The 16419-nt window shown below is 40.6% G+C and carries 24 protein-coding genes and 1 pseudogene; all 25 read left to right on the top strand.

The features are described from left to right. Nucleotides 1–93: 93 nt before the first annotated feature. The gene (locus tag R7Z47_RS23645) at nt 94–501 is read left to right on the top strand and encodes a hypothetical protein (RefSeq protein ID WP_083155590.1); all 408 of its coding nucleotides are present in this window, start codon (nt 94–96) and stop codon (nt 499–501) included. A 146-nt stretch (nt 502–647) separates the two neighbouring features. Next, nucleotides 648–1271 carry a hypothetical protein gene (locus tag R7Z47_RS23640; protein WP_005386958.1) on the top strand — a complete coding sequence of 208 codons (624 nt, stop codon included), beginning with the start codon at nt 648–650 and terminating at the stop codon, nt 1269–1271. Nucleotides 1272–1481: 210 nt separating this feature from the next. Continuing rightward, a complete protein-coding gene (locus R7Z47_RS23635; RefSeq protein ID WP_262607146.1) occupies nt 1482–1748 on the top strand; it encodes a hypothetical protein in 267 nt (88 codons plus the stop codon). 153 nt (nt 1749–1901) lie between these two features. Beyond that, nucleotides 1902–2237 (top strand): energy transducer TonB, encoded by a 336-nt coding sequence (locus R7Z47_RS23630; protein WP_031780757.1) that lies wholly within the window; start codon nt 1902–1904, stop codon nt 2235–2237. Between the two features lie 147 nt (nt 2238–2384). Continuing rightward, nucleotides 2385–2789, top strand: coding sequence for a hypothetical protein (locus tag R7Z47_RS23625; protein WP_318130646.1), 405 nt, complete (start codon nt 2385–2387; stop codon nt 2787–2789). Between the two features lie 150 nt (nt 2790–2939). Continuing rightward, nucleotides 2940–3422: a MazG-related protein gene (locus R7Z47_RS23620; protein ID WP_262607145.1), complete on the top strand. Its 483-nt coding sequence runs from the start codon at nt 2940–2942 to the stop codon at nt 3420–3422. Nucleotides 3423–3569: 147 nt separating this feature from the next. Further along, entirely contained in the window at nt 3570–4118 is a 549-nt protein-coding gene (locus R7Z47_RS23615) for a hypothetical protein (RefSeq protein WP_025502382.1), read from the top strand. A gap of 181 nt (nt 4119–4299) precedes the next feature. Further along, a complete protein-coding gene (locus R7Z47_RS23610) occupies nt 4300–5016 on the top strand; it encodes a riboflavin synthase (protein ID WP_031848070.1) in 717 nt (238 codons plus the stop codon). A gap of 212 nt (nt 5017–5228) precedes the next feature. Next, nucleotides 5229–5900: an HNH endonuclease signature motif containing protein gene (locus R7Z47_RS23605; RefSeq protein ID WP_318130645.1), complete on the top strand. Its 672-nt coding sequence runs from the start codon at nt 5229–5231 to the stop codon at nt 5898–5900. A gap of 135 nt (nt 5901–6035) precedes the next feature. Continuing rightward, on the top strand, nt 6036–6371 hold the full coding sequence (locus R7Z47_RS23600) for an energy transducer TonB (protein WP_115386123.1): 336 nt from the start codon (nt 6036–6038) through the stop codon (nt 6369–6371). Between the two features lie 142 nt (nt 6372–6513). After that, on the top strand, nt 6514–7134 hold the full coding sequence (locus tag R7Z47_RS23595) for a TRADD-N-associated membrane domain-containing protein (protein WP_171345235.1): 621 nt from the start codon (nt 6514–6516) through the stop codon (nt 7132–7134). A 247-nt stretch (nt 7135–7381) separates the two neighbouring features. Further along, nucleotides 7382–7861: a type VI secretion system amidase effector protein Tae4 gene (locus tag R7Z47_RS23590; RefSeq protein ID WP_010448911.1), complete on the top strand. Its 480-nt coding sequence runs from the start codon at nt 7382–7384 to the stop codon at nt 7859–7861. A gap of 14 nt (nt 7862–7875) precedes the next feature. Then, nucleotides 7876–8208: a T6SS amidase immunity protein Tai4 family protein gene (locus R7Z47_RS23585; RefSeq protein ID WP_171345236.1), complete on the top strand. Its 333-nt coding sequence runs from the start codon at nt 7876–7878 to the stop codon at nt 8206–8208. Nucleotides 8209–8894: 686 nt separating this feature from the next. Next, nucleotides 8895–9389: a GNAT family N-acetyltransferase gene (locus R7Z47_RS23580; protein WP_258673533.1), complete on the top strand. Its 495-nt coding sequence runs from the start codon at nt 8895–8897 to the stop codon at nt 9387–9389. A 640-nt stretch (nt 9390–10029) separates the two neighbouring features. Continuing rightward, the gene (locus R7Z47_RS23575; protein WP_005386966.1) at nt 10030–10392 is read left to right on the top strand and encodes a VOC family protein; all 363 of its coding nucleotides are present in this window, start codon (nt 10030–10032) and stop codon (nt 10390–10392) included. Nucleotides 10393–10539: 147 nt separating this feature from the next. Then, nucleotides 10540–10773, top strand: a complete 234-nt coding sequence (locus R7Z47_RS23570; RefSeq protein WP_053397245.1) for a hypothetical protein — start codon at nt 10540–10542, stop codon at nt 10771–10773. 180 nt (nt 10774–10953) lie between these two features. Beyond that, nucleotides 10954–11355 (top strand): hypothetical protein, encoded by a 402-nt coding sequence (locus R7Z47_RS23565; protein WP_005531021.1) that lies wholly within the window; start codon nt 10954–10956, stop codon nt 11353–11355. A 138-nt stretch (nt 11356–11493) separates the two neighbouring features. After that, complete coding sequence (locus R7Z47_RS23560) at nt 11494–12072, top strand: ankyrin repeat domain-containing protein (protein WP_048625632.1); 579 nt, start codon at nt 11494–11496, stop codon at nt 12070–12072. 197 nt (nt 12073–12269) lie between these two features. Next, on the top strand, nt 12270–12551 hold the full coding sequence (locus tag R7Z47_RS23555) for a type II toxin-antitoxin system Phd/YefM family antitoxin (RefSeq protein ID WP_000086647.1): 282 nt from the start codon (nt 12270–12272) through the stop codon (nt 12549–12551). Then, nucleotides 12548–12836 (top strand): annotated as a pseudogene (locus R7Z47_RS23550) (type II toxin-antitoxin system RelE/ParE family toxin). Before R7Z47_RS23555 ends, R7Z47_RS23550 begins: the two are co-directional and overlap by 4 nt. 149 nt (nt 12837–12985) lie before the next feature. Continuing rightward, nucleotides 12986–13219, top strand: coding sequence for a hypothetical protein (locus R7Z47_RS23540; RefSeq protein ID WP_005377029.1), 234 nt, complete (start codon nt 12986–12988; stop codon nt 13217–13219). A gap of 189 nt (nt 13220–13408) precedes the next feature. Then, nucleotides 13409–14014, top strand: coding sequence for a hypothetical protein (locus tag R7Z47_RS23535; RefSeq protein ID WP_262607158.1), 606 nt, complete (start codon nt 13409–13411; stop codon nt 14012–14014). A 155-nt stretch (nt 14015–14169) separates the two neighbouring features. After that, a complete protein-coding gene (locus R7Z47_RS23530; protein WP_262607157.1) occupies nt 14170–14640 on the top strand; it encodes a GNAT family N-acetyltransferase in 471 nt (156 codons plus the stop codon). Nucleotides 14641–14811: 171 nt separating this feature from the next. Then, nucleotides 14812–15282: a GNAT family N-acetyltransferase gene (locus R7Z47_RS23525; RefSeq protein WP_262607156.1), complete on the top strand. Its 471-nt coding sequence runs from the start codon at nt 14812–14814 to the stop codon at nt 15280–15282. Nucleotides 15283–15435: 153 nt separating this feature from the next. Then, nucleotides 15436–16197 (top strand): nucleotidyltransferase domain-containing protein, encoded by a 762-nt coding sequence (locus R7Z47_RS23520; protein WP_262607154.1) that lies wholly within the window; start codon nt 15436–15438, stop codon nt 16195–16197. Nucleotides 16198–16419 lie beyond the last annotated feature (222 nt).

Here is a 16419-nt window from a genome sequence, read left to right as displayed (position 1 = left end):
AGAGTGATTCGCAACGCTTGGCGGTTTCGCTTCGCTCAAGTATAGCCAAGCGTCGCTCACACCTTAATGCGGCGTTAGCTGTTTAAGGAAAAAATGAGAAAATACGATAAGCCGCTATTCTGGCTGTATATAAAAACAAGAGACTCGTTGTTGTCATCTTTTACGGGTTTTCTGGGAATGCTTTTTGTGTTGTTCGGGGCAGCAATAGTTTTAGGTAATGAATCCCCCGAGAATGTCTGGATTTCGGTGGGAATCATTTTACTAGTATCTAGTCTTCCAGTCTCAATGGGCCTGATGATGGTAAAGCTCAAATTTAAGAGTTTTGCTGGACCAATACCTACAGCAGAACTAGCGTATTTTTTACAGCGGGATGAAGGTGCAAATCTAGATAAAGCTGTGAGAGGTTTATTTTCGTTATGCCTATCTTTTATGATTTACCTTTGGTTTACGATGGTAGCTATCGCAGTACTCGGTATGTTGGGAGCAAAGCTCGTGTTGTAAAACACAGCTAACAAACTGTTTAAGAGGGATTCGCAACGCGTGGCATTTTCACTATGCGTTGGTTTTAGTGTTTAAGGTGGTATGCGGCGGCATTGGTATTGCGTTGCTCACCCCTTAACAGGGCGTTATATTTTTCTGAGGTATCGATGGAACAAATAATTTCTAGATCATTTGATGAAATGGTCGTGACTTACACCCGAACGCTAACGAACTTTTATCCAGCGCGAGGGAGTACTGGTTTCACAGAAGCCAACCAAGTTCATATCTACGTAAATGCCCTAATGAAGTGTCTCGATGATGATCGAGCTGTATCATGGCTTGAGTTTCCGTGGGTTGAGAAAAAGCAGCACATTGATGGTTTTGTTTTTTCCCCTAAGCACAAAGCTGTTTTTTTCATTGAGGCAAAACGTTTATCTCACACAAAGAAAAAACAAGAAATTATAAACGATATTGAGCGTCTACATCATCGAGACAAAAAGTTCCTTCATGACAATGGGATTACCGGTTTCGAAAGTGAATACGTAGTTGCTTTATCTGATGTTTGGCTTGAGACAAAGTGGAAACGCTCGATGCCTGAATGGTGGTGTGGACTAAACAATGTACCAGAGCAAGTTGTGGCACATGGTTCACTTAGTACCCCAGATAGTACAATTCACAATAGCTTGGTTGATCTAAATTGGCACCGAAGTACCCCATATGCATATTGGATGGGTGAGCATTGTGAAAGCGTAAAAAACTACTGTTTATTGATGGCGGCATCAAAAATATAACAAACAATTTAAGAGTGATTCCCCACGCTTGGCATTTTTGGTTTGGATTTGGTTTAGTGTTTACGGTGTTCAAATTGAGTGTCGTGGTAGCGTGGCTCACACCTTAATTGGGCGTTAGGCGCTTGGTTTAAAACGTAAAATCAAGCTCTTGGAAGTTGTGTCTTAAATCATTGATAATGCGTCCAAACTATTTAGTAACTGAGTTTGTATATGGAAACCTCAAAAGAAGAACTTCTAGCCTTATTAACGAAAGAGTGCGAATTGTACTCGTCAATTCCTGCAAGTGAGCAACGGCAAAAGCGGGATAAAAAGTGCTTTATAAATGGTTTGATGACTGCTTGCCGAGTGGTCGGTATCAGTTTTGAAGAACTGAACACGATAATAGAATTGATGCCTCAACAGCCAAAGTTCAAAGATATAGATGAGCAGTTATCTATCCCTACATATGTACGGAACAACGTTGAGATTCAGTTATAAAACGTGGCTACGCGCCTAACAAACTGTTCAAGAGGGATTCGCAACGCGTGGCATTTTGATTATGCGTTGGTTTTAGTGTTTAAGGTGGCATGCGGCAGCTTTGGTATTGCGTTGCTCACCCCTTAACAGGGCGTTATGTGTCAGAGAGAGATTATGAGATTTTTGCAACTATTTATCTTGATCTTAGTAGCAGGGTGTTCAAGTTCTGTAGAAAACACTTACTCATCGGAATATTTAGATCTAGAGCCAATAGAGTTTGTATCGCCGAGATACCCCAAAGTTGCAGTAGAGAATAACCTGTCAGGGTATGTGGTCATGACGTTTAACATTACTAAAAATGGGGATGTGACTGATATTGTTGTAATCGAGTCCTCCCCAAAGGGGATCTTTGAAAAGGTAGCTGTACAAGCGTTGTCCAAATGGAAATATGAACCACTTGAAGATGTTGAACTTATTGCTCAAAAACAAAAATTAGTCTTTAAAATCTAACACATAACAAATTGTTCAAGAGTGATTCGGCACGCGTGGCATTTTTACTATGCGTTTGTTTTGGTGGTTAAGGTGCTCTGCGGAGGCTTCGGTATTGCGTGCCTCACACCTTAACAAGGCGTTAGCCCTCAAGGAGAATATAAAAAATTGTTTGAAAATCATTTAAAAAGAACAAAATTCTTACTGTTTTTGCAGGGTATATCTGTTGCAGTTACTCTGTTTCTATTATTTACCTTGCTTGCCCAAGTAAATCAATTGAGCTTTTCGAGTCTTTTTCTCACATTTGCAATTGTTTTAGTGATGCTAAGTTTGAATTTGTCTAGTTTTTACGGGTTGTTAAAAAAGAAGCTTTGGGTATTTAAGTTAATGATCTTTCTTTATTTAATTCAGATTATAGATATAGAGACACCTAACTTTTCCTTAGCCTTTTCTTTTGGAGTTGAAGTACCGATAAGTGTGAATGTTAATGAAGTAACCGTTTCTCTAAACTTAATGGCAATCTTGGTGGTTTGGTTGTCGTATACAAGTCTTAACCTTTTGAAAAAGGGCTAACAAATTGTTCAAGAGTGATTCGGCACGCGTGGCATTTTTACTATGCGTTGGTTTTAGTGGTTAAGGTGGTATGCGTAAGCTTCGGTATTGCGTGCCTCACACCTTAACAAGGCGTTATGGCGCAGGGCAAAATTCAGCTAAGGAAGCTAGATGAGTGATAAAGTTAAAGTAGCCTTGCAGTGGCTCAAAGAAATCTTGGATGCAGAGGTTGTGGAGTATCAAATAGTAGGTGGATTAGCGGCAACTATTTATGGTGGAAGTCGGGAAGTCGCAGATATAGATCTTTATATTCGAAACTCAGACGCAGATAAAGTGTTATCGCATGTATCAAAATACATATCCAAACCGTTAACTCATTATGTCGAATATGGTTGGGATTTAGAGTATTTCCAATTGGTTTACCAAAATCAAAAAATTGAAATCGGTTTGTCTGAACATACTAAGATGCAATCACATCAAGATGGCTCTTGGCACCAGCTTGAAATCTCCTTTTCAGAATCAGTTATTAAAAATTATCAAGGCATAGAGTTGCCAGTTATCCCAGTTCATCGTTTAGTCGAGTACAAGCGGATATTGGGCAGGGAAGTAGACCAAATTGACATACAAGAGCTAACGTTGAGCGTAGCTCCATAACAAATTGTTTAAGAGTGATTCGGCACGCGTGGCATTTTTACTATGCATTGGTTTTAGTGGTTAAGGTGTTATGCGGAAGCATTGGTATCGCGTGCCTCACACCTTAACAAGGCGTTAGCACACACTCGGTGGAATCAAGGACATTAGATGAAATTTCGAAATGCAGGAATAGCCTCTCTAGTTCTCTTTTGTGCATCCTGTAGCGATGAAAGCGAGATAATGGAAGCAGATGTAGTCAATAGTATTCCTTTACTTGCCTTAGTCGAATCTACGGTTGATAGTAACGAACTAAAACTTGATTTTTCTTATCCCACTCGAGTTATTAAATACGATCAGTCGACAGACGAAGAATCGCACTTTGATACAGTTCGATTGCAGATCTTGCTGGAAGAACAATTGGTTTATTCGGTACTAGCAGACAGAACAAGCCTGACACGTGAAAAGTGTCTCGCTCTTTATCGAGGTTATTCTCAAGCGTTAACTGAAAAGTACAATTTTGTTGCTCAAACAAGAGAAGAGAAAGTGTTTGGCAAGCTCATGGAAGTAGATGATGGGCTGTTGTCAAAGGATAGCAAGCTGAGAGTTAGTATGGGATGCCAATTACTAGACACATCAAAGTTAGAAAAGTTCTCATTGAGAATCGACAGCGTTCAATTGTCAGCACTAGCAAATAGCAGATTTGAGAAATTGAAATAATTATCCCCTTACAAATGTGTGCTAACAAAGCGTTTAAGGCAGATTCCCAACGCTCGGCATTTTCGGTTTGCTTTGAATTTAGTGTTTACGGAACAATGCCTTAAGTCTGGTGGTTTGCGTTGCTCACTACTTAACGCGGCGTTAGTTCTTAGGATTAAACATCAGTAATAAAAGGGAAAATATGTTTACAGGAATAGTTCAGGCTGTAGCCAAAATAGTTGATGTAACCGATCAAAAAGGAATTAGGACCTTTGTTATCGATTTTCCTGATGGTTTTTGTGTCAACTTAGAAGTTGGGGCCAGTATTGCAATCGATGGTGTGTGTTTAACGGTTACTGAAATACTATCAAATGTTCGCGTTAAGTTTGACGTTATGCTGCAAAGCCTCTTAATTACGACTTTAAGCAAATATCATGCTACCCAACTAGTTAATGCCGAGAGGGCTGCGAAGGATGGAGCAGAAATTGGCGGCCACCCTCTCTCAGGTCATGTTGACTTCAATGTTGCGATCGTCGACGTAAAACAAATAGAGGACAATTACTGCATTCGTTTAGCACTTCCAAATGCTTGGAAAAGGTATGTCTTTTCTAAAGGTTATATAGCACTTAACGGAGCAAGTCTCACAGTTGCTGACGTAAATAAACAAGAAGGGTGGTTTGAAGTTTGGCTTATCCCAGAAACTCGTCGAATGACGGTGTTTGAATCAAAAGAAGTTGGAGACTTCATCAACATAGAAATCGAGCGCGGTACACAAGTAGTTGTGGACACAGTTCGTGATACATTAAACGAAAATTTGGGTCCGTTATTACCACTGTTTGAAAGAATGTTGTTAGAGCAAGGTATCGACTTGGATGCGTTGGGTTACAAACCAAAATCGCTTGGTGAGCCAAAGAACTAACAAACTGTTTAAGAGGGATTCGCAACGCGTGGCATTTTCACTATGCGTTGGTTTAAGTGATTAAGGTGGTATGTGGCAACTTCGGTATTGTGTTGCTCACCCCTTAACAGGGCGTTAGGCATTACAATTAATTCAACATATAGAGTGAGTATTACTATATGGCAGTTACGAAAGGTCAAGGCAACCCAAAGTGGACACGAGACGAGACCATATTGGCATTAGAACTGTATTTGAGTTCCAAGGATCAAGTTCCTTCGGCTAACGACCCGAGGGTACAGAGTTTATCTGAATTATTGAGATCATTTTCATTTCATGATGAGTTTGCTAAAAATGAAACATTCAGAAACCCTGACGGCGTCGCATTTAAACTGCAAAACCTTAAAGCAGTAGCTACAGGTAAAGGTTTAAATAACACTTCGAAAACAGACCAAGCAGTTTGGAATGAACTCGGAAACGATCCATATCTAGTAAAAAAGTTGGCTGCCGACATTAAGCGTGGGTTATCCGTTATGGCTGAAGAGCCTAGGGAATATAGAAATAATGTAAACCACGATGAAGGAAGTGTAATTTATCGTATTCACGCTAAGCGTGAACGCAGCTCTAGTTTGCGTAAAAAATTTATAAATAAGTGCCGACGTACAGGTGAACTTACTTGTGCACTTTGTGGCAGTTATGCAACGCATATTCCCCCAAATTACCGAGATTCAGTGTTTGAGGTTCACCACATACACCCGTTAAATAATACGGGTAAAACAAAGAATAGCTTAAAAGACCTTGTTCTATTGTGTGCTAGTTGCCACCGAGTTATTCATAAATTAATACGAGAACAAACAGAACCTACGTCTATCGAAGAAGCAAGGTCTCACCTTGGGCTAAATGCCTAACAAACTGTTTAAGAGTGATTCGCAACGCGTGGCATTTTCACTATGCGTTGGTTTAAGTGATTAAGGTGGTATGCGGTAGCTTCGGTATTGCGTTGCTCACACCTTAACAGGGCGTTATGTTGTCAAAGATTAAGTATGAAGATTTTAATATTATTTATAGCGGCATTATTGTCTGGCTGCGCTGGTTTAATTGAAAGTGCTAGTTCCCCAAATTATCGAGAACACAAAGCTCGGGACAGTGTATCGCCTAGTAATCATAAAGGTTCAAGGAAAAACAAATTAGTCGGTACTGTTGTACTCACGTTTAATATTAATAGTCAGGGTGATGTGATTGACATAATGGTTACTGATTCTGTACCTAAAGGAGTATTCGATGCTGAAGCTGTGCGAATATTATCAAAACGGAAGTATGCGCCTTCCGAGAAAGGGGAAACTGGCCCTAAAAAAGCTAAGTTCGAGTTTAAAATTTGACACATAACAAACTGCTTAAGAGGGATTCGCAACGCGTGGCATTTTTGCTATGCGTTGGTTTAAGTGATTAAGGTGGTGTGCTGCAACATCGGTATTGCGTTGCTCACCCCTTAGCAGGGCGTTAGGGCTCTAAAGGGAATATATGGAACAGTTAGCAATAAATAATGTAGTGGAGTATGTGATAACAGGAATTACAGTTATAATTACTGTTTTGTCGCTTATTGGTGCTTCTAAATCGGGAGTTTGGCCTTTTGAACTCGAGATTGCATCAGACGATGAAGAGGCCCAGAGAGTTAGGACATCTATTGAACAGTCAGTCAGTGGTAATAGCGAAGTACCATTCGAGGTAGAGCAACTAACGAACTATTATTCTCAGGTTTTAGCACAGTCAAAAATTTCGTTTTGGTTCTCTTTAGTTTTTGCTTCACTTGGTTTCGTGGCTATTGTGTTGGCGGCATTTATGTATACATCTGAGTCAAGTGGTTCAACCATAGCTCAGTTTGTGGCAGGAACAATAATGGAAGCCGTAGCAAGTTTGTTCTTTGTCCAGTCGAAAAATTCACAAAAATCAATGGGCGACTTTTTTGACAAACTAAGGAATGACCGTCTGCATCACGAATCACGAAAGTTATGTGATGACATTCAGGATAAGGGGGCACAAGATGCCTTAAAGTTACATTTAGCGTTACATTATGCAGGTGTGCCAAATGCAGAGTCTACGGCCAAACATATATCTGAAACTTTGTTGGAGGACAAGCCCTAACAAACGCTTCAAGGCGGATTCGCAACGCGTGGCATTTGCGGTTTGCGGCAAATTTAGTGATTTAGGTGGCGTGCGGAAGCACCGGTATTGCGTTTCTCACCACTTAAGCGGGCGTTATAACTCTTTTGTCAGTTTCATTGTTACACAACTAAGCTTGAAGCCCTTCGAGAACGGTTTACTTGTTGTTACTGCCGCTGCTGCTTCTGTGAGACCTTATCGCACAAATCACTGATAGGGAGATATTTTCATGGCAGCACGTCCTAGCCTACTAAAAATGAAAGTTGCCTTTGCTAAGGTAAACAGAGATGTGTCTGAAGTAGGTACCATTATCGGCGGTAAAGTAAATCACAATATTAATGTTCTAACACCAGAGCAGGGGCGGTTTGAGAATGCTTGTGCGATACGTATGTCATATGCACTTAACTATGCTGGTTTCAAAGTACCCTACATAAAAAACAAAACTGTCTCCGGTGGACAAGGGAATTGGTACATTTATCGCGTGAAAGATTTGATCAACTTTTTGTATCAAAAATTTGGTGAGCCAGAGTTGGTGGTTCAAAACCCCAATGCTAATAAACTCTCTGAATACAAGGGGATTTTAGTTGTTGATGTAGATACTTGGTTAGACGCATCAGGTCATGCAAGTATTTGGACTGGTTCAAGATGTACAGATAGCTGTTACTTTCCGGACGCAAAAAAGGCTTATTTATGGAAATTAGAAGATTAGTAAGCAGTATAAGCATGGCTCTTTGTAGTCTCGGAGTTACCGCAAGCCCACTCAGTACTCAAAGTGATGAGCAGCTGTTTAAAAACTTCGCTCTCTCATCTTGTATTGCTACCTATTACAAAGGCTCAGATGTTGCGAAAGATGCGATAACTGCAATGCAAGGCTATCGAGAGTTCTCCGAGCTTCCTTTAGAGTCGTTCTTTGAGGTAAGCGAGCTATTAGACACAGACGATATGTCTAGGTACAAATCAAAAAATGGTAACGTGATCGAGTTGGCTTACTGTGTAGACTTTTCTAATTCAGACGGTGTTCATAAGCTGTACATTAAGGCGAAATCAGAGTTATAACAAACTGTTTAAGAGTGATTCGCAACGCGTGGCATTTTTACTATGCGTTGCGTTTAGTGTTTAAGGTGGTATGCGGGAGCTTCGGTATTGCGTTGCTCACACCTTAACAGGGCGTTAGTACGGGTTTGACATCAAAGGTCATAAATTTTGGTGTTTATCTGTTTTGGCGCTCGTATTTACACCTTTCAGCTAGTGCCTTTCACGTTCTTTCCGGTGGCACTATATGCGAAGTGTTCGCTTTGATTTCATCGTTTACGGCTTCTAACTCTTATCCTATTTCTTTGGTGCTTCTTCATTTTCGTGGTGGTTTTTGAGAGAACCTTGATCACTTTTGTTGTGGCTGTTGAAGTACGAGGAAAGAATCCTTTTCTAATTTGAAGCGAGTGAAAGTAGGGCAGTTCAGTGCGTTTTTCTTCTAGCCAACTTTCGTCTTTCAATCGGGGTAAAGTTTTGTAGCTGCCCGTCTCACTTCAGTGTTCAAAGCCTTTCATATCATCTCAGCTTTCAATATCTTGGAGCGCATAAATAGAAGTAGCGCATGTACTAACAAATTGCTTAAGAGTGATTCGTAACGCGTGGCATTTTTACTTTGCGGTGGCTTATGTGATTAAGGCGCTGTGCGGTAGCTTTTGTATTGCGTTACTCACACCTTAGCAAGGCGTTATGTGCTTTTAAGGAAAATTGACATGGAAGTAGTAGAAGCAAGTCCAGATTTAGCTCCAATGTTAGTGAGTTACGCGAGGGAATGCTTGGAATCGGGTATCCCTAAATATTCGGGTGTTGAGCAAAATCCAGAAGCTTATTTGTCTAGTTTGGTTGAACGCTCGAAGGCAACTTCTGAGTTACCCAATGGGTATTTACCCAGCACAACTTATTACTGTGTATCAGACTCTGAAATCTTAGGTGCCATTCGAGTTCGTAAAGGTAGCAATCCCAACGTAGAAAATATAATTGGTCATATTGGCTACGAAACTAGACCTTCAGCTCGTGGTAGAGGTGTCGCCTCATATCTCCTTGCTTGGGCTCGTGACTACACTTTAACTGATCCAGTTATTGTCACTTGCTCAATTGATAATCCAGTATCTCAAAAGGTTATTGAAAATTGTGGTGGTGAGTATCTTGGCAACTACACAGGTGAAAGTGAAGGTACTGTAAGGCGCTACCGTTTAGCGCGCACATAACAAAGCATTTAAGAGTGATTCTCAACGCTTGGCACTTTTCATTCCGTCGTTGAGTTCAGTGTTTACGGTGGTATGGTTCAGTTTCGTGGTAGCGTTGCTCACACCTTAATGCGGCGTTAGTTGCCAAGGGGAAAAGCGCAGCTAAAGCGGAGTATTTAGGGCTAATGGTCTGTGCTGCTTTTGCCTGATTCTGTGTTTAGGCGTAAGTTTGCTGAAGTTGCGTTCGATGTTTATTAGTGTGGTTTTGGTTTGCCGTTTCAGAAGCCGATTCACTTGTCGAGAGTCAGCTCTGTGATATTGTCTTTTCAAATGAGCGTTTTGGTGTTGTTAATCCGTTTTCTACGGCGCTTTGAGTCCCAAGTGGTTTCAGTGACAGGCGCTTTGAAACTACGCCTGATTTGAGTTTTTCAAAGCACGTAAAAACAGCGCTGGCAAAGCGGTAATCAACTCCAAATCAAAGCCTTGGATCTGGCAACTAACAAAGCATTCAAGAGGGATTCACAACGCTTGGCAGTTTTGGTTTGAATCAGCTTTAGTGTTTACGGCACAATGGTTTAGATTGGGTGGTTTGCGTTGTTCACCCCTTAATGCGGCGTTATGTACTTTAAGGAAAATTGTAACCAACTCTAAAGGAGTGAGAGTGATAGATCATTTTGAAATTAAGGTAGTTGCATTCGAAGAATGTCGTGTGTTTTACAAGAATGTGCTAGAGCCATTGGGTATTGAACTCAAGTGGTCAGATGAAAATGCTGCTGGCTTTGGGCTTTCGAGCGAGCCAAATGTAAGGTTTCTAATTGAAAAAGGCGTCAGTAATTCTAAGTGCCATATTGCTTTTTCTGCATCAAACAAATTACAAGTTTCTGCGTTTCATCAAGCGGGGTTATCTTTAGGTGGTAAATGCAACGGTAAGCCTGGTTTACGAAAACACTATGCTCCAAACTACTACGCTGCGTTTTTGATTGACCCTGAGGGCAACAATGTGGAGTCAGTAGTGTACCTTTAGCACGTACATAACAAATTGTTCAAGAGTGATTCGGCACGCGTGGCATTTTTACTATGCGTTGGTTTTAGTGGTTAAGGTGGTATGCGGAAGCTTCGGTATTGCGCGCCTCACACCTTAACAAGGCGTTAGTATTCAGGAGGAAAATTAGTGCTTCATCAGATAGACAAATATCAGTGTTCTGCTTGCAACATTAAATCCAAACATATCACCGTATTGATTAGGAACCCTAGTCCTTTTGCTGGTGTAAAACATCAAAAGCGTAAAGAGTTTATTGCAGGGTTAATCAAAGGTTGGGCAGTTGGCCCATTTTTAGCTTCTATGGATGAGTTTTCTCGACATACGATCTGTGAAAACTGTGGTATCAAGACGGTAGAGAACTGATAAGTAAGACTTCTTTCTAAGTTAGGTGTAATAGGTTGGGTCTGAATACTAACAAACTGTTCAAGAGCGATTCGCAACGCGTGGCATTTTCGTCATGCGTTGGTGTAAGTGACTAAGGTGGTATGCGGCGGCATCGGTATTGCGTTGCTCACACCTTAACAGGGCGTTAGGAGTTTGCGCATGAAATTGATTTTTAGTGTCGCTTTAACATTGTTTGCATTCAGCTCTAACGGAGCAGAGCAAGTAACCACAAAAGATTTGTACGAGAAATTCAACATGAGAACTGTCTATAGCTCTTATGGTCAGAATTTAAAGTGGTATTGTGAAAGTTATCCTAGAGAGTTCTTTTCTACAGAAGAGGCTTCGTTTGTTTCTGATAGTCGACTTGAGTTAGTGTCAGGTGACAATGTTTGGATTTTCACTATTTCAGAGCCAAATATAGTTACTATTGGAAATCAGATAACATCGGGTACATATAACAGCGTCTCAACGTATGAGCTTTACTTTGACCCTCGGACTCAGGACTGGAGGGCAAATGAAACATATATAGACATACCGAAAGATTGTGAACGCTATGAATAAAACTCCTAACAAACTGTTCAAGAGGGATTCGCAACGCGTGGCATTTTTACTATGCGTTGGTTTTAGTGATTAAGGTGGTATGCGGCGGCTTCGGCATTGCGTTGCTCACCCCTTAACAGAGCGTTAGGAGGGATTATTTTGAAGCGATTTTTACTAGCAGCTTTATCCATAGTGTTTTTGACAAGTGATTCAAGTTCTTGCAAAAGCAGAAACGACCCTAGTAGTCCTATAAATATCGCAATTTATCAGATGATTGAGGGAAAAAGCAGCTCGTATGCTCAACGTTTGTTGAAGAAGGGAATGGACGTTAATACAGTCAATTCATGTGGAGCGTCACTATTACTCATGGCGTCATTTCTTGGTGACCATGAACTGGTAAAAACTTTACTATCAAGTGGTGCGCTCCCCAACATACAGAATTATGAAGGGAATAGCCCAGTTTTTGCATCTGCTAACTTCTCCAATAACAAAATATTAAAGCTACTTCTTGATAATGGAGGTGATCCCAATTTACTTCTTACTCAGGAGTATGTTTACAACTCACCATTAATGATTGCTGCAATCAATGAGAATATTGAAGGTGTTAGGTTATTATTAGAGGCGGGAGCCGATTGTAATTACCGCAATCAATTGGGAAATTCAGCAAGAAAAATTGGTGAGGCTTCATTGAATTTAGAGCTGAAAGCGTTGCTTATGGCGTGCGAAAATCCCACCTAACAAACTGTTCAAGAGGGATTCGCAACGCGTGGCATTTTTACTATGCGTTGGTCTTAGCGATTAAGGTGGTTTGCAGAGGCATCGGTATTGCGTTGCTCACCCCTTAACAGGGCGTTATAACACAGAATCAACTTCTTGCTCAAAAGGATTAGTTGAACTATTATTTGTACGTTATTTTGTACTAATGGGAGTTCAATATGAGTCGTATTCATTTCGATCAAGATATTCAGCCTTTATCTGAGTTTCGTGCCGGTGTAGCTTCATACATCAAACAAATCAATGAGACTCGTCGTCCATTGGTTATTACGCAACGTGGCAAAGGTGTTGCTGTTGTTCTCGATGTTGCTGAGTATGAAGCAATGCAAGAGAAAATCGAATTACTGGAAGAAATGCGCACAGCAGAAGCTCAGTTAGCTTCTGGTCTCGGTGTTTCCAATGATGATGCGCGTGCTCAAGTACTTGGGCGCATTAAGAAATGAAAGTAGTCTGGTCTCCATTAGCACTTCAGAAACTAGGTGATGCAGCGGAGTTTATTTCTTTGGATAATCCACCTGCGGCAGAGAAGTGGGTAAACGAAGTTTTTGATAAAACTGAACTCCTTGGAAGTATGCCTGAAATGGGGCGGTTTGTTCCTGAAATGCCACCATACGAATTATCGTGAAATCATCTTTGGTCACTATCGTATTATCTACAGTTTAAGTCACGAAATTCGCGTACTAACAGTTCGTAATTGTCGTCAAATTTTATCGGAAGATGACGTGTAAAACTGTGTTATAACAAACTTTTTAAGAGTGATTCGCAACGCGTGGCATTTTTGCTATGCGTTGCGTTTAGTGTTTAAGGTGGCATGCGGAAGCATCGGTATTGCGTTGCTCACACCTTAACAGGGCGTTAGTATTCAGGAGGAAAATTAGTGCTTCATCAGATAGACAAATATCAGTGTTCTGCTTGTAACATTAAATCTAAACATATTACCGTATTGATTAGGAACCCAAGTCCTTTTGCTGGTGTAAAACATCAAAAGCGTAAAGAGTTTATTGCTGGGTTAATCAAAGGTTGGGCAGTTGGTCCATTTTTAGCTTCTATGGATGAGTTTTCTCGGCATACGATCTGTGAAAACTGTGGGATCAAAACGATAGAGAACTGATAAGTAAGACTTCTTTCTAAGTTAGGTGTAACAGGTTGGGTCTGAATACTAACAAACTGTTCAAGAGGGATTCGCAACGCGTGGCATTTTCACTATGCGTTGGTTTAAGTGATTAAGGTGGTATGCGGCGGTTTTGGTATTGCGTTGCTCACCCCTTAACAGGGCGTTATATACCTAGGGAGAATAAAGGTGAAAAATAAAATAAAGTTAGTTTACTCATTGTTATTGCTAGTAGTTCTTACAGGCTGTGCATCTACGTTGAAACCGCAAGATCTTGAGGAAGTTGAAACCGTCGGGGTAGTTAACGAGTTTCCTGAATATCCTAACTTTGTAACGACTGGTACAACGATATTTAACAACGATTATGATGCAGTTAAAGATAGTTCTTTCTCTGATTTACTTGTTAAAACGGTCAAAGACTATGTCGAGGCAAAAGGGATGTCGGTTAAGCTTATCTCGGAGTCAGAAATCGGTGATGTTGATATGGCTATAAAGCTTGTACCTAGAGATATTTATGGTGTATCGAATACTTTCGGCTATGGTGTCCATCAACAATCAATCTTTGGTAAACGAATGGGTGCGATAACATATGTATCGTTAAATGTTGTTCCATATATTGATGGCGACAGCAAATGCAGTACGTGTTACTTAAAAGGGGTTAAGGTTCTCGACATCGAAGAGCTTCCCGCGCAGTTCTCACTTTTATCTCAAGATGAACAAGCGCATGTAAAAGATAGTCTTGATAACAATATCCAAGAAACACTAACTAAAATTCTAATCGATAGCGGTATATAACAAACTGTTTAAGAGTGATTCGCAACGCGTGGCATTTTTACTATGCGTTGCGTTTAGTGTTTAAGGTGTTATGCGGGAGCTTTGGTATTGCGTTGCTCACACATTAACAGGGCGTTATGTAGCCACGAGAGGACGGTAAGTTAAAGGATTTATATATGTTAAATATTCGCCAAGCTCGCATTGAAGATATCAGTGTTATCAAGAAACTACAGTTTCAGCTTAATGAGTATCATCAAGCAAATTTACCTGATGACTTCTTATCACTGGAAGAAATTGAACAAAAAATAGACCTACACAAGATAATCGAAAGTGAAAGCTCGATTTTTCTGGTAGCCGAAAGCAAAGGGCAGTTAGTAGGTTTTGTTTTTGGTGAGCTATGGGTTCGTAAGTCTTGGACGCTCAAACAGCGAAAAATCGCGAGCATTGAACAAATAGTAGTGGATTCATGCTTTAGAAGCCAAGGCGTTGGATTGGCGCTAATAGAGGCATTTGAGGAAAGGGCTATTTCTAACGGCGGAGAAGAGCTGTTTTTAGAAGTATATTCCTTCAATGAATCTGCTTTAGGTTTGTATCGCAAAGCTGGTATTGCCCCCAAAATCCTAATTGGGCAGAAAGCACTAAGCTGAAAGTCGGCTACATAACAAATTGTTCAAGAGTGATTCGGCACGCGTGGCATTTTTACTATGCGTTAGTTTTAGTGGTTAAGGTGCTATGCGGAGGCTTCGGTATTGCGTGCCTCACACCTTAACAAGGCGTTATGTAGCCACGAGAGGACGGTAAGTTAAAAGGATTTATATATGTTAAATATTCGCCAAGCTCGCATTGAAGATATCAGTGTTATCAAGAAACTACAGTTTCAGCTTAATGAGTATCATCAAGCAAATTTACCTGATAACTTCTTATCACTGGAAGAAATTGAACAAAAAATAGACCTACACAAGATAATCAAAAGTGAAAGCTCGATTTTTCTGGTAGCCGAAAGCAAAGGGCAGTTAGTAGGTTTTGTTTTTGATGAGCTATGGGTTCGTAAGTCTTGGACGCTCAAACAGCGGAAAATCGCGAGCATCGAACAAATAGTAGTGGATTCATGCTTTAGAAGCCAAGGTGTTGGATTGGCGCTAATAGAGGCATTTGAGGAAAGGGCTATTTCTAACGGCGGAGAAGAGCTGTTTTTAGAAGTATATTCCTTCAATGAATCTGCTTTAGGTTTGTATCGCAAAGCTGGTATTGCCCCCAAAATCCTAATTGGGCAGAAAGCACTAAGCTGAAAGTCGGCTACATAACAAATTGTTCAAGAGTGATTCGGCACGCGTGGCATTTTTACTATGCGTTAGTTTTAGTGGTTAAGGTGGCATGCGGGAGCATCGGTATTGCGTTGCTCACACCTTAACAGGGCGTTATATTCAAAGGTAAAAATCAACATGTACGAGCAAGATAGAGGTCTCGACAAGCAGGGTTTTATCCGAAATGTCTACTCATCAAAGAACATCCAACCCGAGTTCGAAGCTGTTGTCGATGCTGTCGTTTCTGAGTTGTGTTACCGGCTACCTGATCAAGTCGATGGGATATATTTGTATGGCAGTGTGCCAAGAGGAAACGCGATTGTTGGTAGCTCCGATCTAGATGTATCCATCATACTTACAACCCCAATAAGTAAAAAGGAAGAGCAGGTATTTAATGAATTATCAGTTGTAGTTCCTAAAGAGTATCCCGAGGTGAGTAAGCTCGATATTGATCCTGGTTACCTCAATATTGTTCTAGAACCAAAAGAAAAATATCATTGGCAATTCTGGTTGAAGCACTGTTGCTGCTGTATTTGGGGGAATGACTTGTCGGCTAGGTTTTCATCGTACAAACCAAACATTGAAATAGCTCAAGCTCTTAATGGTGATTTACTAACCTTCTTGGAACAAATGAGCTCCGGATATGCTGGTATGAGTGACGCGAATGTTGCTAAGGTTCTTGGTAAGAAGTTACTAAGAGCAGCCTATTACTTCGTCGCAGCTAAAGATTGTAGTTGGTATACAGACCTATCCCAATGTGTTGAAATTGCTAAGAGGTACTATCCAGTTCAAAGCGATGATCTCGAGCTAGCATACCAATATGCTACAGGGAAACTGGAATCTAAAACTGAGGCGATTGAACTATACGAACGGTTAAGTCAAAACATTGTTCCTAGCTAAATATAAGTACTACTGAACTCACTGAAATTTGAATATAACAAACTGCTCAAGAGGGATTCGCAACGCGTGGCATTTTTACTATGCGTTGGTTTAAGTGATTAAGGTGGTTTGCGGCGGCTTTTGTATTGCGTTGCTCACCCCTTAGCAGGGCGTTAAGTGTAATGAGGGAGTTATGAAAAAAATCTTATTTCTATTATTGGTAATTTCAACATCTGTATTTGC

Source organism: Vibrio sp. 1641, from assembly GCF_033339995.1.
Taxonomy (GTDB): Bacteria; Pseudomonadota; Gammaproteobacteria; order Enterobacterales; family Vibrionaceae; genus Vibrio; species Vibrio alginolyticus.
This window is presented reverse-complemented; position numbering and strand designations above follow the sequence as displayed.